Source organism: Solwaraspora sp. WMMA2101 (assembly GCF_049179175.1).
Classification (GTDB): domain Bacteria; phylum Actinomycetota; class Actinomycetes; order Mycobacteriales; family Micromonosporaceae; genus Micromonospora_E.
Map to the genome: position 1 here is coordinate 4,176,833 of NZ_JBMHMA010000006.1, position 20,728 is coordinate 4,197,560.

Annotated in this window: 18 protein-coding genes; 11 read left to right on the forward strand and 7 right to left on the reverse strand. The window is 72.3% G+C overall.

Annotation, left to right across the window (positions count from 1 at the left end; genetic code table 11):
* Positions 1–51: 51 nt before the first annotated feature.
* Entirely contained in the window at positions 52–303 is a 252-nt protein-coding gene (locus ACN28F_RS19985) for a hypothetical protein (protein WP_421359150.1), read from the reverse strand.
* 160 nt (positions 304–463) lie between these two features.
* Between ACN28F_RS19985 and ACN28F_RS19990 the strand changes: the two genes are divergently transcribed.
* Complete coding sequence (locus tag ACN28F_RS19990) at positions 464–1,858, forward strand: DUF6350 family protein (RefSeq protein ID WP_421359151.1); 1,395 nt, start codon at positions 464–466, stop codon at positions 1,856–1,858.
* Positions 1,859–1,894: 36 nt separating this feature from the next.
* Here the strand turns inward: ACN28F_RS19990 and ACN28F_RS19995 are convergent, their stop codons facing one another.
* Entirely contained in the window at positions 1,895–2,446 is a 552-nt protein-coding gene (locus ACN28F_RS19995) for a DUF4190 domain-containing protein (RefSeq protein ID WP_421359153.1), read from the reverse strand.
* A 142-nt stretch (positions 2,447–2,588) separates the two neighbouring features.
* Between ACN28F_RS19995 and purN the strand changes: the two genes are divergently transcribed.
* The 6 genes from purN to ACN28F_RS20025 all read left to right on the forward strand — a co-directional run bounded on the left by purN (position 2,589) and on the right by ACN28F_RS20025 (position 8,748).
* Entirely contained in the window at positions 2,589–3,203 is a 615-nt protein-coding gene (gene purN, locus ACN28F_RS20000; RefSeq protein ID WP_289209415.1) for a phosphoribosylglycinamide formyltransferase, read from the forward strand.
* Positions 3,200–4,783, forward strand: coding sequence for a bifunctional phosphoribosylaminoimidazolecarboxamide formyltransferase/IMP cyclohydrolase (gene purH, locus ACN28F_RS20005; RefSeq protein WP_421359155.1), 1,584 nt, complete (start codon positions 3,200–3,202; stop codon positions 4,781–4,783). Before purN ends, purH begins: the two co-directional genes overlap by 4 nt.
* Positions 4,784–4,799: 16 nt before the next feature.
* Positions 4,800–5,399, forward strand: coding sequence for a pentapeptide repeat-containing protein (locus ACN28F_RS20010; RefSeq protein ID WP_289209417.1), 600 nt, complete (start codon positions 4,800–4,802; stop codon positions 5,397–5,399).
* A 13-nt stretch (positions 5,400–5,412) separates the two neighbouring features.
* Entirely contained in the window at positions 5,413–6,285 is an 873-nt protein-coding gene (locus ACN28F_RS20015) for a bifunctional methylenetetrahydrofolate dehydrogenase/methenyltetrahydrofolate cyclohydrolase (protein ID WP_289209418.1), read from the forward strand.
* Between the two features lie 132 nt (positions 6,286–6,417).
* On the forward strand, positions 6,418–7,368 hold the full coding sequence (gene mdh / locus ACN28F_RS20020; protein ID WP_289209419.1) for a malate dehydrogenase: 951 nt from the start codon (positions 6,418–6,420) through the stop codon (positions 7,366–7,368).
* A 162-nt stretch (positions 7,369–7,530) separates the two neighbouring features.
* Positions 7,531–8,748, forward strand: coding sequence for an NADP-dependent isocitrate dehydrogenase (locus ACN28F_RS20025; RefSeq protein WP_289209420.1), 1,218 nt, complete (start codon positions 7,531–7,533; stop codon positions 8,746–8,748).
* Positions 8,749–9,074: 326 nt separating this feature from the next.
* Here ACN28F_RS20025 and galT read toward each other — a convergent pair whose 3' ends face one another.
* From galT to cysC, 4 genes are all read right to left on the reverse strand, one after another.
* Complete coding sequence (gene galT / locus ACN28F_RS20030) at positions 9,075–10,193, reverse strand: galactose-1-phosphate uridylyltransferase (RefSeq protein ID WP_421359158.1); 1,119 nt, start codon at positions 10,191–10,193, stop codon at positions 9,075–9,077.
* 8 nt (positions 10,194–10,201) lie between these two features.
* Entirely contained in the window at positions 10,202–10,981 is a 780-nt protein-coding gene (locus ACN28F_RS20035; RefSeq protein WP_421359160.1) for a DeoR/GlpR family DNA-binding transcription regulator, read from the reverse strand.
* Positions 10,982–11,176: 195 nt separating this feature from the next.
* Positions 11,177–12,115 (reverse strand): sulfotransferase domain-containing protein, encoded by a 939-nt coding sequence (locus tag ACN28F_RS20040; RefSeq protein WP_421359162.1) that lies wholly within the window; start codon positions 12,113–12,115, stop codon positions 11,177–11,179.
* A 158-nt stretch (positions 12,116–12,273) separates the two neighbouring features.
* Positions 12,274–13,803 (reverse strand): adenylyl-sulfate kinase, encoded by a 1,530-nt coding sequence (gene cysC, locus ACN28F_RS20045; protein ID WP_289210830.1) that lies wholly within the window; start codon positions 13,801–13,803, stop codon positions 12,274–12,276.
* A 261-nt stretch (positions 13,804–14,064) separates the two neighbouring features.
* On the opposite strand from cysC, the gene ACN28F_RS20050 reads away from it, so the two are divergent.
* The 4 genes from ACN28F_RS20050 to ACN28F_RS20065 are packed head-to-tail and all read left to right on the forward strand — an operon-like array spanning position 14,065 to position 17,651.
* The gene (locus ACN28F_RS20050) at positions 14,065–14,994 is read left to right on the forward strand and encodes an ABC transporter ATP-binding protein (RefSeq protein WP_421359164.1); all 930 of its coding nucleotides are present in this window, start codon (positions 14,065–14,067) and stop codon (positions 14,992–14,994) included.
* A gap of 58 nt (positions 14,995–15,052) precedes the next feature.
* Entirely contained in the window at positions 15,053–15,919 is an 867-nt protein-coding gene (locus ACN28F_RS20055) for an ABC transporter permease (protein WP_289210831.1), read from the forward strand.
* A complete protein-coding gene (locus ACN28F_RS20060) occupies positions 15,916–16,932 on the forward strand; it encodes an ABC transporter ATP-binding protein (RefSeq protein ID WP_421359166.1) in 1,017 nt (338 codons plus the stop codon). Before ACN28F_RS20055 ends, ACN28F_RS20060 begins: the two co-directional genes overlap by 4 nt.
* Before the next feature lie 20 nt (positions 16,933–16,952).
* The gene (locus ACN28F_RS20065; RefSeq protein ID WP_289210832.1) at positions 16,953–17,651 is read left to right on the forward strand and encodes an ABC transporter permease subunit; all 699 of its coding nucleotides are present in this window, start codon (positions 16,953–16,955) and stop codon (positions 17,649–17,651) included.
* A gap of 147 nt (positions 17,652–17,798) precedes the next feature.
* On the opposite strand, the gene ppc is transcribed toward ACN28F_RS20065, so the two are convergent.
* Complete coding sequence (gene ppc, locus ACN28F_RS20070; protein ID WP_289209426.1) at positions 17,799–20,681, reverse strand: phosphoenolpyruvate carboxylase; 2,883 nt, start codon at positions 20,679–20,681, stop codon at positions 17,799–17,801.
* Between the last annotated feature and the right edge of the window lie 47 nt (positions 20,682–20,728).

Consider the following 20,728-nt stretch of genomic DNA (forward strand, 5'->3'; position numbering starts at 1 on the left):
CAGGGGGCCAGCTACCGGGCGACCGGTCGATGGCCCCCTGCGTGCTGCCGGTCAGCCGATCGGGTAGTTCCCGGTGGCCCAGAGACTGGCCCCACCGATGATGTTCAGCACGCTGAGCACGATCGCCACCCAACCCAGCACGGTGGACTTGCCGAAGCGGTTGGCGTCGCGGATCGACAGCGCGCCGAAGAGGATCCCGAGGACGCCGCAGCAGAGCAGGCCGACCACGATGCCGAGCACACCCCACAGGGTGCTCCGGTCGCTGCCGGCCGCTGCCGCAGGCGGTGGATACTGCGCGGTCACGTACACCCCCGTCGAGTCGACGACCGCCGCCGTGGGCGGTGCGGTACGCCACCGAGCGTACGGTCTTTTGCCCGAATTGGTGGGTGGTTCGGCAGGTCACCGGCCCGACCACGGCGGTAATGCCGCAGCATCGGTGCACTGACGTGCCAAAGTAGGCACGATGGCAGCCCACCCCCCGGAACCGCCGCCGGACCACGCCGTACCTGTCGACGTGGCCCGGCCGCCCGGTGCCGCCCGGCCGCCCGGTGCCGGCCGGCCGTCGACACCTGGTGCGGCCCGACGCCGCCGGGCCCCGCTACTGGTCGCGGCCACCGTCACCACGCTCTGGGCGGCGGTCGTGTCCTACCTGCCGGTCGCGGCGGTGCTGTGGCTGCTGCGGTCGGCCGAAGGGGCGTCGTCGGTGCCCGACGCGGCCCGCGTCGGCCTCGCCGCCTGGCTGCTCGGCCACGGCGTACCGCTGGGGACCTCGACCGGCCCGCTCGGGCTGGCCCCGCTGCTGCTCAGCGTCCTCGCCGCCTGGCGGATCTACCGCGCCGGGGTGCACACCACCCGGGCCATCGGTGCCCGCCGCAGCGGTTCGCCGGGGCACACCGCCGCCGTCGCGCTCGCTGTCGGCCTCGTGTACGGTGCCGTCGGTGCCGCCGCCGGGCTGGTCGCCGGGACCACGACAGCGGCGGCCGACCCGACCCGGGCCGGGATCGGGTTGGCGGTGTTCGGCGCGGTCGGTGCGCTGCTCGGCGCGGCCCGGACCACCGGCGTCGACGCCCGGCTACGGGCCCGCGTCCCGGTGCCGCTGCGCCACGCCGGCCGGACCGGGCTGGTCGCGGCGCTGCTGGTGCTCGCGGCCGGTGCCGGTGCCGTCGGGCTGTCGGTGGCGGTCAGTGGTGGGGACGCCGCCGACACCATCGGCGTCTACCGGGCCGGCGTCGCCGGCCAGGCCGGCATCACCCTGCTCAGCCTCGCGTACGCGCCGAACGCCGCCATGTGGGCGACGTCCTATCTGCTCGGCCCCGGGTTCGCGTTGGGCACCGGCACGGCGGTACGCACCAGTGAGGTCACCCTCGGCAGTCTGCCGGCCGTACCGCTGTTCGCCGGCCTGCCGGGCGGTCCGTCCGGCGGGCTCAGCGCCGCGCTGCTGGCCCTGCCGGTGCTGGCCGGGATGACCGCCGGCTGGGTACTGACCCGGCGCTGGCCCGCCGTCGGCGTCGACGACACCGCCGGGCCCGGCGAGCCGGTGGGGTGGTTCACGTTGCTCGGTACGGCCCTGCTCAGCGGCCCGGTCGCCGGGGTGATCCTCGGAGCCGGTGCCGCCGCCTCCGGTGGTCCGCTCGGCGCCGGCCGGCTCGCCGAGGTCGGGCCGGTCGCCTGGCAGGTGGCGGCGGTCGCGGGTGCGGTGGTCGGCGTCGGCGCGGCGATCGGTGCCGGTGCGGCCCGCGCCGTGGCGGCGCCCCCGGCCGACCCGGTGGCGGCCGGTGGCCCCCGGCGGCAGCCACCCCGGCAGCGCCGTGGGGCGCCCCGGATCAGCCGCAGACGCGCCGCAGGGCGCCCCGGTTGACCCGGGACGCCCTGCACGCTCAGGAGGCCGGCCAGCTCAGAAGCTGAAGCCACCGCCGGTCTGCAACACCACACCGAGGATCGCGTTGGCGATACCGAGCACGACCCCGACCGCGCCACAGATCAGACCGGCCATCGCCTGACCCCGGTTGTCCGCCAGACCCTGATCTGCCTTGTTACGGCCGAGGAAGCCGAGCACGATGCCGGCGATCGCCACCAGGATGCCCAGCAGCGGGCAGCACAGCGCGAGCACGATCGAGGTGATACCGACGATCATGCCGACCAGGCCGAGGGTGTTGTTCTTCTGCGGACCCGGCGCGCCGTAACCCGGCGCCGGGTACGGCTGACCCGGCACCGGCTGCTGCGCGTACGGGTCGGAGTAGGGCTGGCCCGGGGGCGGCTGCTGGCCGTACGGCTGGCCGGAGGTGGGCGGCATGCCGTAGGCCGGCTGCCCCGACGTGGGCTGGCCGTAGCCGGGCTGGCCGTAGCCGGGCTGGCCGTACGGGTCGGACGGTGGAGACGAGGTCGGATCCTGGGGCTGCTGGGGCTGCTGGCCGTACGGATCCTGGCCTGGATAGCCGGGCTGCACAGGGCACTCCTTCACGACGACGACGCTCAGGCCGGGCCGGAGATGGAAACTGCCCGAGCGACCGGCAGCGTATCTGGTCAGCGCAAATCCCGTCGCCCGATGGCCTGCGACGCACCGGCGCACCGCCGGGTAGGGTGCTGGCGTGACCTCGTCCGCCGCCCGACTCGTGGTGCTCGTCTCCGGCTCCGGTAGCAACCTGCAGGCGTTGCTCGACGCCACCGCCGATCCGGCGTACGGCGCCGAGGTGGTCGCGGTCGGCGCGGACCGCGACGGCATCGCCGGCCTGGACCGGGCGGCCGCCGCCGGAGTGCCGACCTTCGTGACCCGCGTCGGCGACCACCCGACCCGCGCCGACTGGGACGCGGCGCTGACCGACCAGGTCGCGGCGTACCGGCCCGACCTGGTCGTCTCCGCCGGCTTCCTCAAGCTGGTCGGCGCGCGGTTCCTGGACGCCTTCGGCGACCGGTACGTCAACACCCACAACTCGCTGCTGCCGGCCTTCCCCGGCATGAACGGCCCCCGGGACGCCCTGGCCTACGGGGTGAAGCTGGCCGGGGCCACCCTGTTCTTCGTGGACGCGGGCGTCGACACCGGCCCGATCGTCGCCCAGGTCGCCGTCCCGGTCGAACCCGACGACGACGAGGCCAGCCTGACCGAGCGGATCAAGCAGGCCGAACGCGCCCAACTCGTCGAGTACGTCGGCCGGCTGGTCCGGCACGGCTGGAGCATCTCGCACCGAAAGGTCACCATCGGATGAACCCGACCACCACCGACGGCCGTCGCCCGGTCCGCCGTGCGCTGATCAGCGTCTACGACAAGACCGGCCTGACCGAACTGGCCGGCCTGCTGCACGCCGCCGGGGTGGAGATCGTCTCCACCGGTTCCACGGCGTCGACGATCGCCGCCGCCGGCGTGCCGGTGGTCCGGGTCGAGGACGTCACCGGCTTTCCCGAGTGCCTCGACGGTCGGGTCAAGACGCTGCACCCGCACGTCCACGCCGGACTCCTGGCCGACCTGCGCTCGGCCGACCACACCCGGCAGCTGGCCGATCTCGGCGTCGCGCCGTTCGACCTGCTGGTGTCGAACCTCTACCCGTTCACGCAGACCGTCGCCTCCGGTGCCGACCTGGACGGCTGCGTCGAGCAGATCGACATCGGTGGCCCGGCGATGGTCCGGGCGGCGGCGAAGAACCACGCCAGCGTCGCGGTGGTCACCTCGGTGTCGGCGTACCCGTTGATCGAACAGGCCCTCGCCGACGGCGGCTTCACCCTGCGGCAGCGCCGCGCCCTCGCGGCGCGGGCCTTCGCCGACATCGCCGAGTACGACGTGGCGGTCGCCGACTGGTGTGCCCGCGTCCTGGTCGACGCGGACGCCGACCAGTCGGTGGACTGGCCCGAGTTCGCCGGTACGGCGCTGCGCCGCTCCGCCGTGCTGCGCTACGGCGAGAACCCGCACCAGCGGGCCGCGCTCTACCTGGACCCGGCGGCCCCGGCCGGGCTGGCCCAGGCCGAGCAGCTGCACGGCAAGGAGATGTCGTACAACAACTACGTCGACGCCGACGCCGCCTGGCGGGCGGCGAACGACTTCACCGCCCCGGCGGTGGCGATCATCAAGCACGCCAACCCGTGCGGCATCGCGGTCGGCGACGACGTCGCGCAGGCGCACCGCAAGGCGCACGCCTGCGACCCGGTGTCGGCGTACGGCGGGGTGATCGCGGTCAACCGGCCGGTCACCGCCGAGCTGGCCGGCCAGATCGCGGAGATCTTCACCGAGGTCGTGGTGGCGCCCGGGTTCGAGCCCGGGGCCGTCGAGGTGCTGGCGACGAAGAAGAACCTGCGGCTGCTGGTCGCGCCGCCGTGGCAGCCGGCCGCCGTCGAGTGGCGGCAGGTCACCGGCGGTACGTTGGCCCAGACCGCCGACCGGATCGACGCCGCCGGTGACGACCCGACGCAGTGGCGGCTGGCCACCGGTACGCCGGCCGACGACGCCGTACTGGCCGACCTCGTCTTCGCCTGGCGGGCGGTACGGGCGGTGAAGAGCAACGCGATCCTGCTGGCCGCCGACGGGGCCACCGTCGGGGTCGGGATGGGCCAGGTCAACCGGGTCGACTCCGCCCAGTTGGCGGTCCGCCGGGCCGGTGCGCAGCGGGCCGCCGGGTCGGTGGCCGCCTCCGACGCGTTCTTCCCGTTCGCCGACGGCCTGCAGGTGCTGCTCGACGCCGGGGTACGGGCGGTCGTGCAGCCCGGCGGATCGATGCGCGACGAGGAGGTGATCGCCGCGGCGGCCGCCGCCGGGGTCACCATGTACCTCACCGGTACCCGGCACTTCTTCCACTGAGCCGCCGGTCGCCGTCGTGTCGACGCAGCAGCGGGTCGAGCAACGGATCGTCGGCGCCGACTGGGCGCTCGACGAGTTCGACCGCGTCCACTTCGACCGCTGCGAGTTTCTCGACGTCGACCTGACCGAGGCGACGTTGGCCGGCTGCGTCTTCACCAACTGTGTGCTGGCCAACGTACGGGCGAACGCGGCCACGTTCACCCACTGCGCGTTGCTGCACTGCGTCGTACGGCGGTCGTCGTTTTTCGACGCGACCTTCACCGACTGCAAGCTGACCGGGACCCAGTTCCTGGACTGCACGCTGCGACCGCTGCACGTCGACGGCGGCGACTGGGGCTTCGTGCTGCTGCGCGGGGCGGATCTGACCGGGACGAAGCTGTCCGGCCTGCGGCTGCGGGAGGCCGATCTGACCGGGGCGAACCTGAGCCGGGTGGACCTGACCGGGGCGGACCTCGGCTACGCCCGGTTGGCCACCGCGACGTTGCGCGGTGCCGACCTGCGCGGCGCGGACCTGGCCGGGGTCGAGCTGCGCGGTCTCGATCTCACCGATGCCCGGATCGACCTGGGCCAGGCGGTGCAGGTGGCGGCGGCCTACGGTGCCGACGTACGCCCGTGAGACGATCGGTGACGTGACGGCGACAATTCTGGACGGTAAGGCGGCTGCCGCCGCGATCAAGGACAATCTGCGCGCCCGGGTCAAGGCCCTGGCCGAGCAGGGCGTGGTGCCCGGGCTCGGTACGGTGCTGGTCGGTGACGACCCCGGCTCCCACGCGTACGTCAACGGCAAGCACCGCGACTGCGCCGAGGTGGGCATCGCCTCGTTGCGCCGCGACCTGCCCGCCGACGCCAGCCAGGAGCAGGTCGAGGCGGTCGTCGCCGAGTTGAACGCCGACCCGACCTGCCACGGTTACATCGTCCAGTTGCCGATGCCGGCGCAGATCGACACCCAGCGGGTGCTGGAACGGGTCGACCCGGACAAGGACGCCGACGGACTGCACCCGGTCAACCTGGGCCGGCTGGTGCTCGGCTTCGACGCGCCGCTGGCCTGTACGCCGCGCGGCATCGTCGAGCTGCTGCGTCGCCACGGGATCCGGATCCGGGGCGCCGAGGTCGTGGTGATCGGGCGCGGTACGACGGTCGGCCGACCGCTGGGCCTGCTGCTGACCCGGCGCAGCGAGAACGCCACGGTGACGCTGTGCCACACCGGCACCCTGGACCTGGGCGACCACACCCGCCGGGCCGACATCGTGATCGCTGCGGCCGGGGTGCCCGGCCTGGTCACCGCCGAGATGATCAGCCCCGGGGCGACCGTGGTCGACGTGGGCATCACCCGGGTGATCGGGGAGAACGGCAAGGGCCAGTACACCGGTGACGTGGCACCGGACGTCGCCGAGGTCGCCGGGGCTCTCGCGCCGGTGCCCGGCGGGATCGGCCCGATGACCCGGGCGATGCTGCTGACCAACGTCGTCGAGCTCGCCGAGCGGGGCCTGGCCGCCGCGTGACGGGTGACGCGTGAGGGCGGGACCGTGCTTGGCGCGTGAGGTGGGTCTCCGGGCGCGCCCCTGGGCCGCCGAGCCGTTACCTGGCTGATACGGTCCCGACAAATTCGCCCGGTAGCAGGGAGTGAGACGACAATGGGCAAGAAGGTCACCGTCGTCGGGGCCGGCTTCTACGGCTCGACGACCGCGCAGCGCCTGGCCGAGTACGACGTCTTCGACACCGTCGTGCTGACCGACATCATCGAGGGCAAGCCCGAGGGCCTGGCCCTCGACATCAACCAGTCGCGGCCGATCGAGGGCTTCGAGACCAAGGTCGTCGGTGCGACCACCGGGGTCGACGGGTCCGGCTACGAGGCGATCGCCGGCTCCGACGTCGTCATCATCACCGCCGGGCTGCCCCGCAAGCCGGGGATGAGCCGGATGGACCTGCTCGAGGTCAACGCGAAGATCGTCCGTGGGGTGGCGGAGAACGTCGCCCGGTACGCCCCGGACGCGGTGGTCATCGTGGTGTCCAACCCGCTGGACGAGATGACCGCCCTGGCGCAGATCGCCACCGGCTTCCCACGCAACCGGGTGCTCGGGCAGGCCGGCATGCTGGACACCGCCCGCTTCTCGCACTTCGTCGCGGAGACGCTCGCCGTACCGGTGGCGACCGTGCGTACGCTGACTCTCGGCTCGCACGGCGACACGATGGTGCCGGTGCCGTCGCGGTGCACGGTCAACGGCAAGCCGCTGACCGAGCTGCTGCCGGCGGAGAAGATCGAGGAGCTGGTGGTCCGGACCCGCAACGGTGGCGCCGAGGTGGTGGCCCTGCTCAAGACCGGTTCGGCGTACTACGCGCCGTCGGCGGCGGCGGCCCGCATGGCCAAGGCCGTGGCGGAGGACTCCGGCGCGGTGATGCCGGTCTGTGCCTGGGTCACCGGCGAGTACGGCATCGACGGCGTCTATCTGGGCGTCGAGGCCGAGCTGGGTGCCGAGGGCGTGCGCCGGGTGGTCACCACCGACCTGACCGAGACCGAGCTGGCCGCGTTGGCCGAGGCCGCCGAGGCGGTCCGCGCCAAGCAGGCGGACGTCGCGAACCTGTAGGCGGCGGGCAGATCGCCAGCGAAGACCGGGGCGGGTACGGCGTCGTGCGCCGTACCCGCCCCGTCGTCGTCCGTCACTGCTTCGGTCACCGGCTGCACGCGCCGACCGGCAATCCAGTACGCTCGTACTGCTAACACGAGTTTCCGAGAGGAGCGCCGGTCGATGGCGAAGATCAAGGTAACGAACCCGGTCGTCGAGCTCGACGGCGACGAGATGACCCGGATCATCTGGAAGCAGATCCGGGAGCAGCTGATCCTGCCCTACCTCGACGTCGACCTGCACTACTACGACCTGTCGATCCAGTACCGCGACGAGACCGACGACCAGGTGACGGTCGACGCCGCGAACGCCATCAAGCAGCACGGCGTCGGCGTGAAGTGCGCCACCATCACCCCGGACGAGGCCCGGGTCGAGGAGTTCGGCCTGAAGAAGATGTGGCGGTCGCCGAACGGCACGATCCGGAACATCCTCGGCGGTGTCGTGTTCCGTGAGCCGATCATCATGTCGAACGTGCCCCGGCTGGTGCCGGGCTGGACCAAGCCGATCATCATCGGTCGGCACGCCCACGGCGACCAGTACAAGGCCTCCGACTTCGTGGTGCCCGGCCCGGGCACGGTGACCATCACCTACACCCCGGCCGACGGTAGCGCCCCGGTCGAGATGGAGGTCGCCAACTTCCCCGGCGGCGGCGTCGCGATGGGCATGTACAACTTCGACGAGTCGATCCGCGACTTCGCCCGCGCCTCGCTGCGTTACGGCCTGGACCGCGGCTACCCGGTCTACCTGTCGACGAAGAACACCATCCTCAAGGCCTACGACGGCCGGTTCAAGGACATCTTCGCCGAGGTGTACGAGGCCGAGTTCGCCGCCGAGTTCGCCACCGCCGGCATCACCTACGAGCACCGGCTGATCGACGACATGGTGGCCGCCGCGCTCAAGTGGGAGGGCGGCTTCGTCTGGGCCTGTAAGAACTACGACGGTGACGTGCAGTCGGACACCGTCGCTCAGGGCTTCGGCTCGCTCGGTCTGATGACCTCGGTGCTGATGACCCCGGACGGCCGTACGGTCGAGGCCGAGGCGGCGCACGGCACCGTCACCCGGCACTACCGGCAGTGGCAGAAGGGCGAGAAGACCTCGACCAACCCGATCGCGTCGATCTTCGCCTGGACCCGGGGCCTGGCGCACCGGGGCAAGCTGGACGGCACTCCGGCGGTGACCGAGTTCGCCAACACCCTGGAGCAGGTCTGCATCGACACCGTCGAGGGCGGCCAGATGACCAAGGACCTGGCGCTGCTGATCGACCGCAACGCCCCGTGGCTGACCACCGACGAGTTCATGGCGGCTCTCGACAGCAACCTGGCCAAGCGCCTGAGCGCCTGAGCGCCTGCCGCCGTCGGCACCGTCACCGGTGCCGACAGCGAATCGTTGAGCAGGATGGACGTGGTGCCAGTCGCGTCCAAAGGGGGTCGGGCGCTGGCGGTCGCCCTGAGCATCATGACGTCAGCGGTCGGTCCTCGGCTGTGAACCAGCAGCCTGCCGTCCCTTCCCTGCGGGGGGCCCTGTCCCGGGCCCCCCGCAACCACGTGCACCACCCTCCTTCACCACCCATGATCCCGACGATCTTGCACTTATCGACGGACAAATAAGACAAAAGCTCGCGATAAGTCCAAGATCGTCGAGGTAGTGGGGTGGGCGGGGTGGGGCGGTCAGTCGGCGACCTCGCGCAGTCGGGCGGCGGCCTGCTCGGGGCGGATGTCGTTGATGAACACCCCCATCGCCGACTCGGACCCGGCCAAATACTTCAACTTGTCCGCCGCCCGCCGCACCGTGAACACCTGCAGATGCAGGTAGCCCAGTTCCCGCTCCACCCGTACCGGTGCCTGGTGCCAGGCGGCGATGTACCCGGTGCCCTGCGGGGTGTCGAAGAGGCGGTCGAACCGGCTCAGCACGTCCAGGTAGAGCGGGCCGAAGGCGTCCCGCTCGGCGTCGCTCAGCGCGGCGAGGTCCGGCACCTGCCGGTGCGGCGCCAGGTGCACCTCGTACGGCCAGCGGGCCGCCGCCGGCACGTACGCGGTCCACAGCTCGTTCGCCGCCACCACCCGCTCGCCGCTGGCCCGCTCGGCGGCCAGCACGTCGGCGTACAGGTTCCGCCCGCCGGTGGCGTCGGCGTGCCGGCGGGCGGCGGCCAGCAGCGCCCGGGTGCGCGGCGTCACGAACGGGTACGCGTAGATCTGCCCGTGCGGGTGGTGCAGGGTCACCCCGATCTCCACCCCCCGGTTCTCGAAGCAGAACACCTGCTCCACGCCCTCAAGCGTGGACAGTTCGGCGGTACGGTCGGCCAGCGCGTCGACGACGGTGCGTACCCGGGCCGGTGGCAGGGCGGCGAATGAGGTGTCGTGCCGGGCGGTGAAGCAGACCACCTCGCAGCGGCCGAGTCCGGGCCGGGTCGGGGTGAACGGGGTGATGCCGGGCTGGTCGCCGGCCGACGCGGCGGCAGCGTGAGCGGGAGCGCCGATCCGGTCACTCAGCGACGGGAAGCGGTTCTCGAAGACCACCACGTCGTAGTCGTCGGCCGGGATCTCGCTGGACCGGCCGGGCCGCGACGGGCACAGCGGGCACTGGTCGGTCGGCGGGAGGAACGTGCGGGTCTGCCGGTGCGCCGCGATCGCCACCCACTCGTCGGTGAGCGGGTCGTAGCGTAGCTCGGAGGCGGGTGGCGGTGGGGGCAGCTCGCGCAGGTCGGGGGAGTCGCGGACGGCGTCGTCGCGCTCGTCGAAGTAGATCAGCTCCCGCCCGTCGGCGAGTCGTACGGTACTGCGCTTCATCGGGGTTCCTATCGGTGTGGGTCGGCGATCAGCAGCTCGACGTCGTGCCCGGTGAGGGCGTCGCGGGCGGCGGCGGTCAGCCCGGCGTCGCAGACCAGTGACTGGGCCGCGGCCAGCGGGGCGATCGAGCAGATGCCGACGGTGTCCCACTTGGTGTGGTCGGCGAGCACGACCAGCCGGGCGGCCGCCGAGATCATCGCCCGGTTGGTCTCGGACTCCAGCAGGTTCGGCGTGGTGTACCCGGTCCGCTCGCTCATTCCGTGCACCCCGAGGAAGAGCAGGTCGACGTGCAGGTGGCGCAGCGCGGCGACGGCGACCGGTCCGACCAGCGCGTCCGACGGGGTCCGCACGCCGCCGGTGAGGATGACGGTGCGGTCGGTGCGGCCGTCGCGGTAGAACACGTCGGCGACCGGGATCGAGTTGGTCACCACGGTCAGCCCGGCGACGTCGACCAGGCGGCGGGCCAGCTCGACGGTGGTGGTGCCGGCGGACAACGCCACCGCGCCGCCCGGGGTGACCAGGGCGGCGGCGCGGGCCGCGATCGCCGCCTTCTCCGCCTGCTGACGGGCCGACTTCGCCGCGAAACCGGGTTCGTCGGCGGCACCGGGGTCGACCAGCGTCGCCCCGCCGTGCACCTTGGCCAGCAGGCCGCGTTCGGCGAGGATGTCCAGGTCACGGCGGATCGTCATGTCGGAGACGCCGAACTCGGCGGACAGGTCGCTGACCCGTACCCCGCCGGTGGCGCGGACCCGGTCCAGGATCGCCGACTGCCGCTGCGGGGCGAGCATCAGCGGGTACCGGCCCGCTGCCGGCGGCCGTCGACGCCGGGCCCGTCGACGTTGGGCCTGTCGATCGCCAAGGTCAGCCGCCGCACGACGCCTCCCACGTGCTCGAACCTAATCAAACAGATCCGAACACTATCGCGCAGTGCGGCCGAGTGGAAGAGGCCGCCCCACCGGCGACCGTGCCGCTGGCCGCCTGTCTCACCAGGTGGTGGCGTCCGGGTGCGGCGGCATCCGGCGCGGGGCATCGGCGGTACGCCACAACGGCGGGCGACCGAGCCAGTCGGCGAGCCGGGCGTCGTGCGGGGCGAAGTGGTCACCCAGTTCCCGCCGGATCCGGCCGGCCAGCGGCTCGACCACGGCGCCCTCGCCGACGGCCGGCGGCCCACCAGGGGCCGCCTGCGGTACGCCGAGCAGCGGCAACCCCAGAAAATCCAGCACCTCGGCGTAGACCCGCGCCGGTGCCGCCCACAGCCGCTCCGCCTCCACCACGTGGATCCGGTCCCGGCCGACCTGCCCGGCCAGCCGGCCGAGGTACGCGGCGTACTCGCCACGCTGGCGGTAGGCGTGGTGCTGGTGGGCGAAGCTGCGGTAGCCGGCCTCCACACCGAGCCGCTCCTCCTGGCCCCGTAGCCGCGCCGACTCCAGCACCAGCGCGCGGGCGAACGACGGCTCCGGTTCGTGCCCGGCCGCCCGCTCCAGCCGGAAATGCGACCAGGCCCGGTCGACCGGGTTGCGGACCAGCACGAGCAGCCGCACGTCAGGCAGGTCCCGGGCGATCCGCACCGCCGCGTACGGGTGGTAGAGGTAGTACGGGCTGTTCTCGAAGGTGCCCGTCGGCCCGCCGTGCCGCCGTTGCAGCCGCCGGGCGGTGCGCTGCCGGGGGAAGTGTCCCCGGTACCAGTCGATGCCGCGCTCGTAGGAGACGTCGAAGAAGCTGACCCCGTCGCGGCGGGCCGCCCGCAGCACCAGCGGGTGGGCGGCGAGCAGCCGGTGCAACCCGGCGGTGCCACACCGGTGGCCGCCGCAGATCAGAAACGTCGGCAACACTCGGGCGGGTGCGGTCCACCGACCGTACGACCAGGGCCGGGCCGGCACGATCCGGGCCAACGGCGCGGGGATCCGGCTGCGTATCGGCATCGGCCTTCCCTTCCACGCGGTGCGGCTGAACACCTACGTGGAGGTCAACGCCGACGTGGGTCGCCGGGGACCGGCCGGGCGGGCTACTTCCCGTCATCTGGACAACCGGTGGGCGGGCCCGGGAAGTCCGGGCGGTGCCGGGCGTAGGGGCGGTGCGGTCAGGCCGGCTGCAGTCGGGGTTCCACCCAGCCGGTCTCGGTCAGATGGTGCAGCACCGCCTGCACGCCTGCCTCGATGCTCATTTCGCTGGTGTCGAGCACCAGATCGGCGTCGGTCGGCTCCTCGTACGGGTCGTCGACGCCGGTCATCCCGGTCAACTGGCCGGCGCGGGCCTTGGCGTACAGGCCTTTGCGGTCGCGGGCCTCGCAGATCTCCAGCGGCGTCGCCACCCAGACCAGCAGGAAGCCGGCCCCGGCCTCCGCCGCCATCTGCCGGGCAGCCGCCCGGGCCTGCGCGTACGGTGCGATCGGGCAGCAGATCGACACCCCGTGGTGACGGCCCACCTCGGCGGCGACCCAGGCGATCCGGCGCACGTTACGGTCCCGGTCGGCCTTGGAGAAGGTCAGCCCGGCCGACAGTTCCCGGCGTACCACGTCGCCGTCGAGCAGGGTGACGGTGCGGTCTCCGGACTCGCGCAGCGCGTCGGCGACCCCTCGGGCGATGGTCGACTTACCGGAGCCGGACAGCCCGGTGAAGAACACCACCAGCCCACGGTGGCGCCGGGGCGGCCGGGCCCGGGCCAACTCCCGCGCCACCGCCGGTGGGGTGTGCCACTCCGGCAGCGGGAAGCCCCGGTCGAGCAGGTCGTCGATCTCCTCCTGGCTCAACGCCAGGCGTCGGTTGCGCGGCGGGATGTCGTCGCGCCAGCGCCACTGCCCGTCCCGGTTGTCGTAGGCCAGCTCCCGGGGCACCAGCACCCGGGGGCCGCCGCCGGAGAGCATCTCGCCGGTGGAGAGTAGATGGGTGACGCCGTACGCGGCGGCCACCCGGGCCCGCAGCAGTGCGTCACGGATCTCGTCGCCGCGCCGGGTCAGCTGCACCGCGACCAGCGTCGCCGGCGGCATCCGGTCGCGGGCGGCGAAGACCGACCGGACCAGCACCTCGGGGGTCAGCCCGCTGATCCCGCCGTCGGCTACCGGAATCAGGATCAGCAGGTGCGCGGCCAGGGTACGGGCGGCGTGTGCGATCTGCGCCAACTGAGGGCGGTGCAACGGACGGTCGGCGATGACCCCGAGCACCCGCCCCGGCGGCAGCAGCGCGCGTACCTCCTCGGGGTTGCGGCGCAGCCGCTGGAACGGCCCGTGGACGCCGTCACCGAGCCGACGGACCCGGCCGCCGACGGCCGAGTAGCCGTCCCGGCTTGGCCAGGCGTCGACGACGTCCAGCGCCGCCACCGGAGCACCCTCGGTATCGGCCAGCACCAGCACCCGTTGCAGCGGGTTGGTCAGGTCGAGACCGGCGACGAGGCTGGCCGGCACCTCCAGGGTGACCGGCACCGGCCAGACCGTGCCGTCGGCCAGCCGGCCGCGGCTGCGCAGCGAGGTCAGGTCGGCACGGGTGTGGAAGCCGGTCAACGGGGCGTAGGCACCGGAGAGGATCAGCTCAAGATCGGCCAGCTCGAACGGCCGCGGCGTGTACGCCGGCGCGTCCCGCAGCACGTCGTCAGGCAGCACCCAGCCGTCGGTCATCACACCCCCAATGGATCGGCTCACAGTTTCGCAGCCTGCCGGCCGTGGGTCGAGACTGGCACGGCGAGTTCTCTCGCCATCGCAGGATGTCGACGTCCGATCCGGGTCGAACCGGAACAAGGTTCGGCACCGATCGGCGCGGGCAACCTCTGACGGCGCGGCGGCAGGCCACCCCTAGTGGCGGAGCGTGGGGTGCACCTCAGGGAACATTGAGGGGGAAACCCCATCCCACCAGGTGCCAGGTCTTTCTACGCTGACCGGGTGACTCTCATCGCGACCGAAGCGCTGACCAAGACGTACGGCGGGCGGGTGACGGCCCTGGCCGACCTTACCGTCGACGTGCAGCCCGGCATCGTCGGCCTGGTCGGCGCCAACGGCGCCGGCAAGTCGACCCTCATCAAGATCCTCCTCGGCCTGCTCGCGCCGACCAGCGGTCAGGCCCGCGTCCTCGGGCTCGACCCGACCACCGACACCGACGCGGTCCGTGCCCGGGTCGGCTACATGCCGGAGAACGACTGCCTGCCACCGGACCTCAGCGCCGCCGAATTCGTCACCCACCTGGGGCGGATCAGCGGGCTGCCGCGCGCCGCCGCCCGGGAACGGGCCTCCGAGGCACTGCGCCACGTCGGGCTCTACGAGGAGCGGTACCGCCAGATCGGCGGCTACTCCACCGGCATGAAACAACGGGTCAAGCTGGCCCAGGCGCTGGTGCACGACCCGGACCTACTGCTGCTGGACGAGCCGACCAACGGCCTGGACCCGGCCGGCCGGGACGCCATGCTGGCCCTCATTCACCGCATCGGCTCCGAGTTCGGCATCTCGGTGGTGGTCTGCTCGCACCTGCTCGGCGAGGTGGAGCGGATCTGCGACTCGCTGATCGCCATCGACGGTGGTCGGCTGCTGCGCTCCGCTCAGCTCTCCGACATGACCACCACCAGCGACGTGCTCGCCATCGAGGTCAGCGAGGGCACCGAGGCGCTCGCCGCCCGGCTGGCCGCCGCCGACCTGCTGGTCACCCGGGAAGGGCAGCTGCTGCTGGTGCCGGTGCCCACCGACGGCGGCACAGACGTGTACGACCGGATCCTCACCGCAGTCGTCGACCTCGACCTGCCGCTGCACCGGCTCGACCAGCGCCGGCACCGGGTCGCCGAACTCTTCGCCACCACGGAGGACACCCGTGCCAACGTCTGATCAGCTCACCGCTGCCACCAGCGCGGCCCCGGCCAGGTCCCAGACCCCGGCCGGCGTCATCCATGACATCGGCTACCAGCGGTACGCCGGCACCCGGCTCGGCCGCCGGCACGTCGTCGGCGCGTTGTACGCGCACAGCCTGCGTACCGCCTTCGGGTTGGGCCGTAGCGCCAAGGCCAAGATCTTTCCCTGGTTCATCGTCGCCATCGTGGTGGCGGTCGCCGCCGGTCTGGTCGCCATCCGCGCCCAACTGGGCCAGGTGATCCTGCACTACGCCCAATTCGCCGACGCGATGAGCTGGCTGGTGATCTTCTTCGTCGCGGTGGTCGCCCCGGAGCTGGTCTCCCGCGACCTGGGCAGCGGCGTACTGCCGCTGTACTTCTCCCGACCGCTACGCATCGCCGACTACCCGCTGGCCAAGTTCGCCGCACTGGCCACCGCCGTGTTCATGCTGCTCGGCGTACCGCAGCTGGTGATGTTCCTCGGCGGCGCCTTCACCACCGACACCGGCTGGTCCGGGGTGTGGAACGAAGTCACCGACCTGGCACCCGGCCTGGCGTACGCGCTGCTGTGGGCCGCCGTGTTCAGCGCCATCGGGCTGACGGTCGCCTCGGTCACCGGCAAGCGGGCCTTCGCCGCCGGCGGAGTCGTCGCCGTCTTCCTGATGACCACCCCGATCGTCGGGGTGCTGTCGGTGCTGCCGTCGGTCACCGCAAACCAGCTCGCCGGCCTGGCCGCCCCGTCCAGCCTGGTGCAGGGCACCGGCCTGTGGCTGTTCCGCGATGCGCTGATCACCGGTCCCGACGACCCCGGCGGCATCGGCATCGGCGACTTCGGCCCGGTGTACGGCCTGGTCACCGTCGTGTTGATCGCCGGCTGTGTCGCCGCCCTGCTCGCCCGCTACCGGAAGGCGGCTCGTCGATGACCATGCCAACCTCCACCACCGGCGCGACGCCGGCCGCCCAGCCCACCCAGCCCACCGCGGCCGCCGCCGGTACGGCCGGGTCGGTGGCCGCCGGCACCGGCAGCGCCGTCGAACTGGCCGGGGTGTCCCGCTGGTACGGCAACGTCGTCGCCGTCAACGACATCAGCATGACCCTCGGTGCCGGCGTCACCGGCCTGCTCGGCCCCAACGGCGCCGGCAAGACCACCCTGCTGCACATGATGGCAGGCTTCCTCGCCCCGTCCCGGGGCAGCGTCACCGTCGACGGCGAACCGACCTGGCGCAACCCGGGCGTCTACCGCAAACTCGGGCTGGTCAGCGAACGCGAAGCGGTGCACGGCTTCCTCACCGCGTACGAGTTCGTCCTGGCCAGCGCCCGACTGCACGGCCTGCCGGACCCGGCGGCCGCCGCCCGACGGGCCATCGAACTGGTCGAGATGACCTCGGCGCAGGACCGGCGGATCGGCACCTACTCCAAGGGCATGCGCCAACGGACCCGGGTGGCCGCCGCCCTGGTGCACGACCCGGCGGTGCTGCTGCTCGACGAACCGTTCAACGGCATGGATCCGCGCCAGCGGATGCACATGATGACGTTGCTGCACTCGCTCGGCGACGCCGGCCGGACCATTCTGTTCAGCTCGCACATCCTGGAGGAGGTCGAGCAGGTCTCCGGCACCGTCCAGGTGATGGTGGCCGGCCGGCTGGCCGCCTCCGGCGACTTCCGGACCATCCGCCGGCTGATGACCAACCGACCGCACGTGTTCGCCGTGCAGTCCAGCGACGACCGGGCGTTGGCGGTGGCACTGGTACGCCACGACTCGGTCACCGGCGTCGACTTGGTCAAGGGCGGCGGGCTCACCGTGCGGGCCGGCGACTACGGCAGCTTCACCCGTGCCCTGCCCCGGATCGCGCTCACCGAAGGGATCCGGGTGCACCGCCTGCTGCCGTCGGACGAATCCCTGGAGAGCGTCTTCTCCTACCTCGTGGAGGCCTGACCGCCGTGAACTCGACCATCATGTGGATCACCGCGCGCGGGCTGTTCGGCCGCCGCCGGTTCCTGCTCCTGCTGCCGCTACCGGCGCTGGTGATCGCCCTCGCGGTGCTCTGCCGGTCCCTCGGCGTCGCCCCGAGCAACTGGGCGCAGCCGGTGCTGATCGCGCTGGGCTTGGCCGTCGTGCTACCCGTCGTCGCGCTGATCGTCGGCACCGGAGTGCTCGGCTCGGAGATCGACGACGGCACCATCGTGCACGTGCTCAGCAAGCCGCTGCCGCGCTGGCAGATCGTGCTGCCGAAGCTGGCCGTCGCGGTCGGCGTCACCACGCTCACCGTGGCGGTGCCGCTCTACGTCGCCGGAGTGCTCGCCGAATCGGTCCGGCTCGGCCTGGCCCTGGCCGCGGCGAGCGCCCTGGGTGCGCTGGCGTACTCGGCGTTCTTCGTGGCGTTGAGCCTGGTCACCCGTAGGCCGGTGCTGCTCGGCCTGGTCTACGTCCTGGTCTGGGAAGGGCTGCTCGGCAACTTCGTCTCGGGCACCCGGGTGCTCTCCATCCAGCAGTACGTGATCACCTTCGCCGACCGGATCGCCGCCACCGCGCTCTTCGACGGTCAGGTGTCGGTCACCGTCTCGGCGATCATGACCGTGGTGATCGCGGTGCTGTTCACCCTGCTCGCCATCGACCGGCTCCGCTCGTTCAGCGTGGCTGGCGAAACCAGCTGAACCAGCTGAACCGGCCGTACCGAGCGGCTGCGCATCCGGGGGGTGCCCGTGCCGGCCGACCAGTCTCCCCACTGGTCGGCCGGCCCGGTGCGCGTCAGCTGTGAGCGTCACAGGCCGGGCCGCGTCATCGGTAGCCGTGGGCCGGGCTCAGCCGGTGTTGCGCATCCCGGCGGCGATGCCGTTGACCGTGGTCAGCAGGGCCCGCTCCAACGCGGTGTTGTCACTCGGCGCCCGACGCGCCCCCGGTGCGGTCGCCACCGTCCGGGTCGCCGCCCCCGACTCGCGGTACTGCCGCAGCAACGCCACCTGCAGGTGGTGCAGCGGCTCCAGGTAGGTGTCCCGCACGGCGAGCGTGCGCTGCAGCACGTTGTTGTTCTGCAGCAGACTCGACGACCCGGTGATCGCCAGCACCTCGCGTACCGTCCGCTCGTACTCGTCGGAGATCTTGTCGAAGATCGGCTGCAGCGGACCCGGCACCAGCGTCTCCACATAGCGCCGCGCGATGCTCAGATCGGTCTTGGTCAGCATCATCTCGACGTTCGACAGGAACGTGCGGAAGAAGTGCCACTGGTCGTACATCTCGCCGAGCACGTTCGACAGGCCCGCCTCGCGGGCGGCTGCCAGCCCGGACCCGACGCCGAACCAGCCGGGCACGATCTGGCGCGACTGGGTCCAGCCGAACACCCACGGGATCGCCCGCAGCCCACCCAGCCCGGCACCGGTGTTGGGCCGCTTCGCCGGCCGGGAACCGATGTTGAGCGCGCCCAGCAGCTCCGTCGGGGTCGCCGCCCAGAAGTACGCCGGCAGGTCCGGGTCCTCGACCAGCGACCGGTAACAGCGGAACGCCGAGTCGGAGACGACGTCCATCGCCGAGTCCCAGTTCTCCAGCAGCTCAAGCGGCTGGCGCGGCGCGGTGTGCAGCAGCGTCGCCTGCAGCACCGCCGCCACGGTCAGCTCCAGGTTTTCCCGGGCCAGGGCGGGGATCGTGTACTTGTCGGAGATCACCTCACCCTGCTCGGTCACCTTGATCGCGCCGTCGAGGGTGCCGTACGGCTGGGCCAGGATCGCCTCGTGCGTCGGCCCGCCGCCGCGTCCGACCGTGCCGCCACGGCCGTGGAACAGCCGCAGCCGTACGCCGTGGCGCGCCGCGACGTCCCGCAACGCCCGCTGCGCCTTGTGAATCTTCCACTGGCTGGTGGTGATGCCGGCCTCCTTGTTGGAGTCGGAGTAGCCCAGCATCACCTCCTGCACCTCGCCACGCGCCCGCACGATCGCCCGGTACGCCGGCAGCGACAGCAGTTCGTCGAGCAGGTCGCCGCCGGCGTCCAGTTCCGCCGGGGTCTCCAGCAGCGGCACGAAACCGACCCGGGCCTGCCCGGTGTGCACGTCGACCAGCCCGGCCTCGCGGGCCAGCACCGCCGCCGCGAGGACGTCGTCGCAGCCCAGCGTCATCGAGATGATGTACGACTCGACGACCTCCGGACCGAACCGCTGCTGCGCCTCGCGGATCGTGCTGAACACGGTGAACGTCTTACGCGCCGACTCGGTCAACGGGGTGTCGATACTGGACAGCGGGCGGCGCCCGGTCAGCTCGTCGGCCAGCAGCTTCGTCCGCTCGGGGCGGCTCAACGAGTTGTAGTCGGGCACCTCGCCGACCCGCGCGTACATCTGCGCCAGCACCGCGTGGTGCGCCTCGGCGTGCTCGCGCACGTCCAGCGTCGCCAGGTGCAGGCCGAACGCGGCCACCGTACGGATCGCCGACGCCAGCTTGCCGACCGCCGTCAACTGCCCGGCGTTACGGGCCAGCGACGCCCGCATCAGCTCCAGGTCGGCCAGCAGCTCGTCGGAGCCCTGGTAGTCGCGCCCCGGCACGTGCGCGGTGCCCTGGTTGAGCCGCAACCGGGTGTTCGCCAGCTTCGCCTTCACGCAGCGCGCCTTCAGCCGGTACGGCTCCTCCGCGTTCGTCCGCCGGAACCGCTGCGCCACCTCCGGCAACGCGTCGAGGTCCTTGGCCAGACTGGCGGAAAGATCCAACGACACCCCGCGTAGCCGCCGGGACACCGACACCTCGCTGATCAGCGCGTCCATCGCCGCGTCGGTGGCCTGAATCCCGTGCTCGTGCTGGATCATCAGCACGTCGCGGGTCACCGCCGGCGTCACGTACGGGTTACCGTCCCGGTCCCCACCGATCCAACTGCCGAAGGTCAACGGCCGCGACGTGGGTGACGTTTCCACGCCCAGCCGGCGCAGCGTGTCGGCGAGGTCGTCGAGCACCTGCGGGGCGGCGTCGGCGTACAGGTCCCGCAGGTAGTAGACGGCGTTGCGGGCCTCGTCGGTCGGATCCGGGCGGTCCAGCCGCAACTCGTCGGTCTGCCAGAGCAGGTCGAGCAGCTCCGCCAGCCGTCGGCTGCTCGCCGAGGTGTGCTCGCTGGCGCCGTAGAGCACCGCCTCGGTCATCTCCACGTCGAGCTCGTCGGCGACCGCCCGCAGCTTCGACAGGATCGACCGCCGGGCCGCCTCGGTCGGGTGCGCGGTGAACACCGGGCGGACCGCCAGCCGGCGGGCGGCGGCGGCGATCTCGTCCGCCGACACCCCCCGCTCGGAGATCAACGTCGCCGCCTTGTCCAGCCAGCCACCCTCGGTGGCCCGCCGGCGGCGCAGGTCCCGGGCCCGGTGCACCTGCTCGGTGATGTTGGCCAGGTGGAAGTAGGTGGAGAAGGCGCGGGCCAGCTTCGTACCCGTCGTGACGTCCATCGCGCTGAGCCGGTTGGCGGCGGCCTCGGCGTCGCTGCGTACCTGGGCGCGGATCTCCTCGACCAGGTCGAGCAGCGGCTGACCCTCCTGCCGGGCCAGCGTCTGGCCGAGCAGCGTGCCGAGCCGGCGGATGTCCGCCCGCAGCGCCGCGTCCGGCCCCTCCTGCTCCTGACTGCTGCCGGAGGCGTCGAGCGTCGTGTCGAGCCGGGTGGCGTCGAGCGTCGCGGCGTCGGTCTGCGGGGCGTCGGGCATCGGGTTTGCGGACAGCTCGGTCACTGGTCGCTCCTCACGCGAGTACGAGGGACGGCGCTGTCCGACATCTT

Bases quoted from the DNA above. Each gene is read 5' to 3' on its own strand.
- ACN28F_RS19990 (WP_421359151.1), top strand. From the start codon at position 464: ATGGCAGCCCACCCCCCGGAACCGCCGCCGGACCACGCCGTACCTGTC.
- purH (WP_421359155.1), top strand. From the start codon at position 3,200: ATGAACCCGACCACCACCGACGGCCGTCGCCCGGTCCGCCGTGCGCTG.
- mdh (WP_289209419.1), top strand. From the start codon at position 6,418: ATGGGCAAGAAGGTCACCGTCGTCGGGGCCGGCTTCTACGGCTCGACG.
- ACN28F_RS20025 (WP_289209420.1), top strand. From the start codon at position 7,531: ATGGCGAAGATCAAGGTAACGAACCCGGTCGTCGAGCTCGACGGCGAC.
- galT (WP_421359158.1), bottom strand. From the start codon at position 10,193: ATGAAGCGCAGTACCGTACGACTCGCCGACGGGCGGGAGCTGATCTAC.
- ACN28F_RS20035 (WP_421359160.1), bottom strand. From the start codon at position 10,981: ATGCTCGCCCCGCAGCGGCAGTCGGCGATCCTGGACCGGGTCCGCGCC.
- ACN28F_RS20040 (WP_421359162.1), bottom strand. From the start codon at position 12,115: ATGCCGATACGCAGCCGGATCCCCGCGCCGTTGGCCCGGATCGTGCCG.
- cysC (WP_289210830.1), bottom strand. From the start codon at position 13,803: ATGACCGACGGCTGGGTGCTGCCTGACGACGTGCTGCGGGACGCGCCG.
- ACN28F_RS20060 (WP_421359166.1), top strand. From the start codon at position 15,916: ATGACCATGCCAACCTCCACCACCGGCGCGACGCCGGCCGCCCAGCCC.
- ACN28F_RS20065 (WP_289210832.1), top strand. From the start codon at position 16,953: ATGTGGATCACCGCGCGCGGGCTGTTCGGCCGCCGCCGGTTCCTGCTC.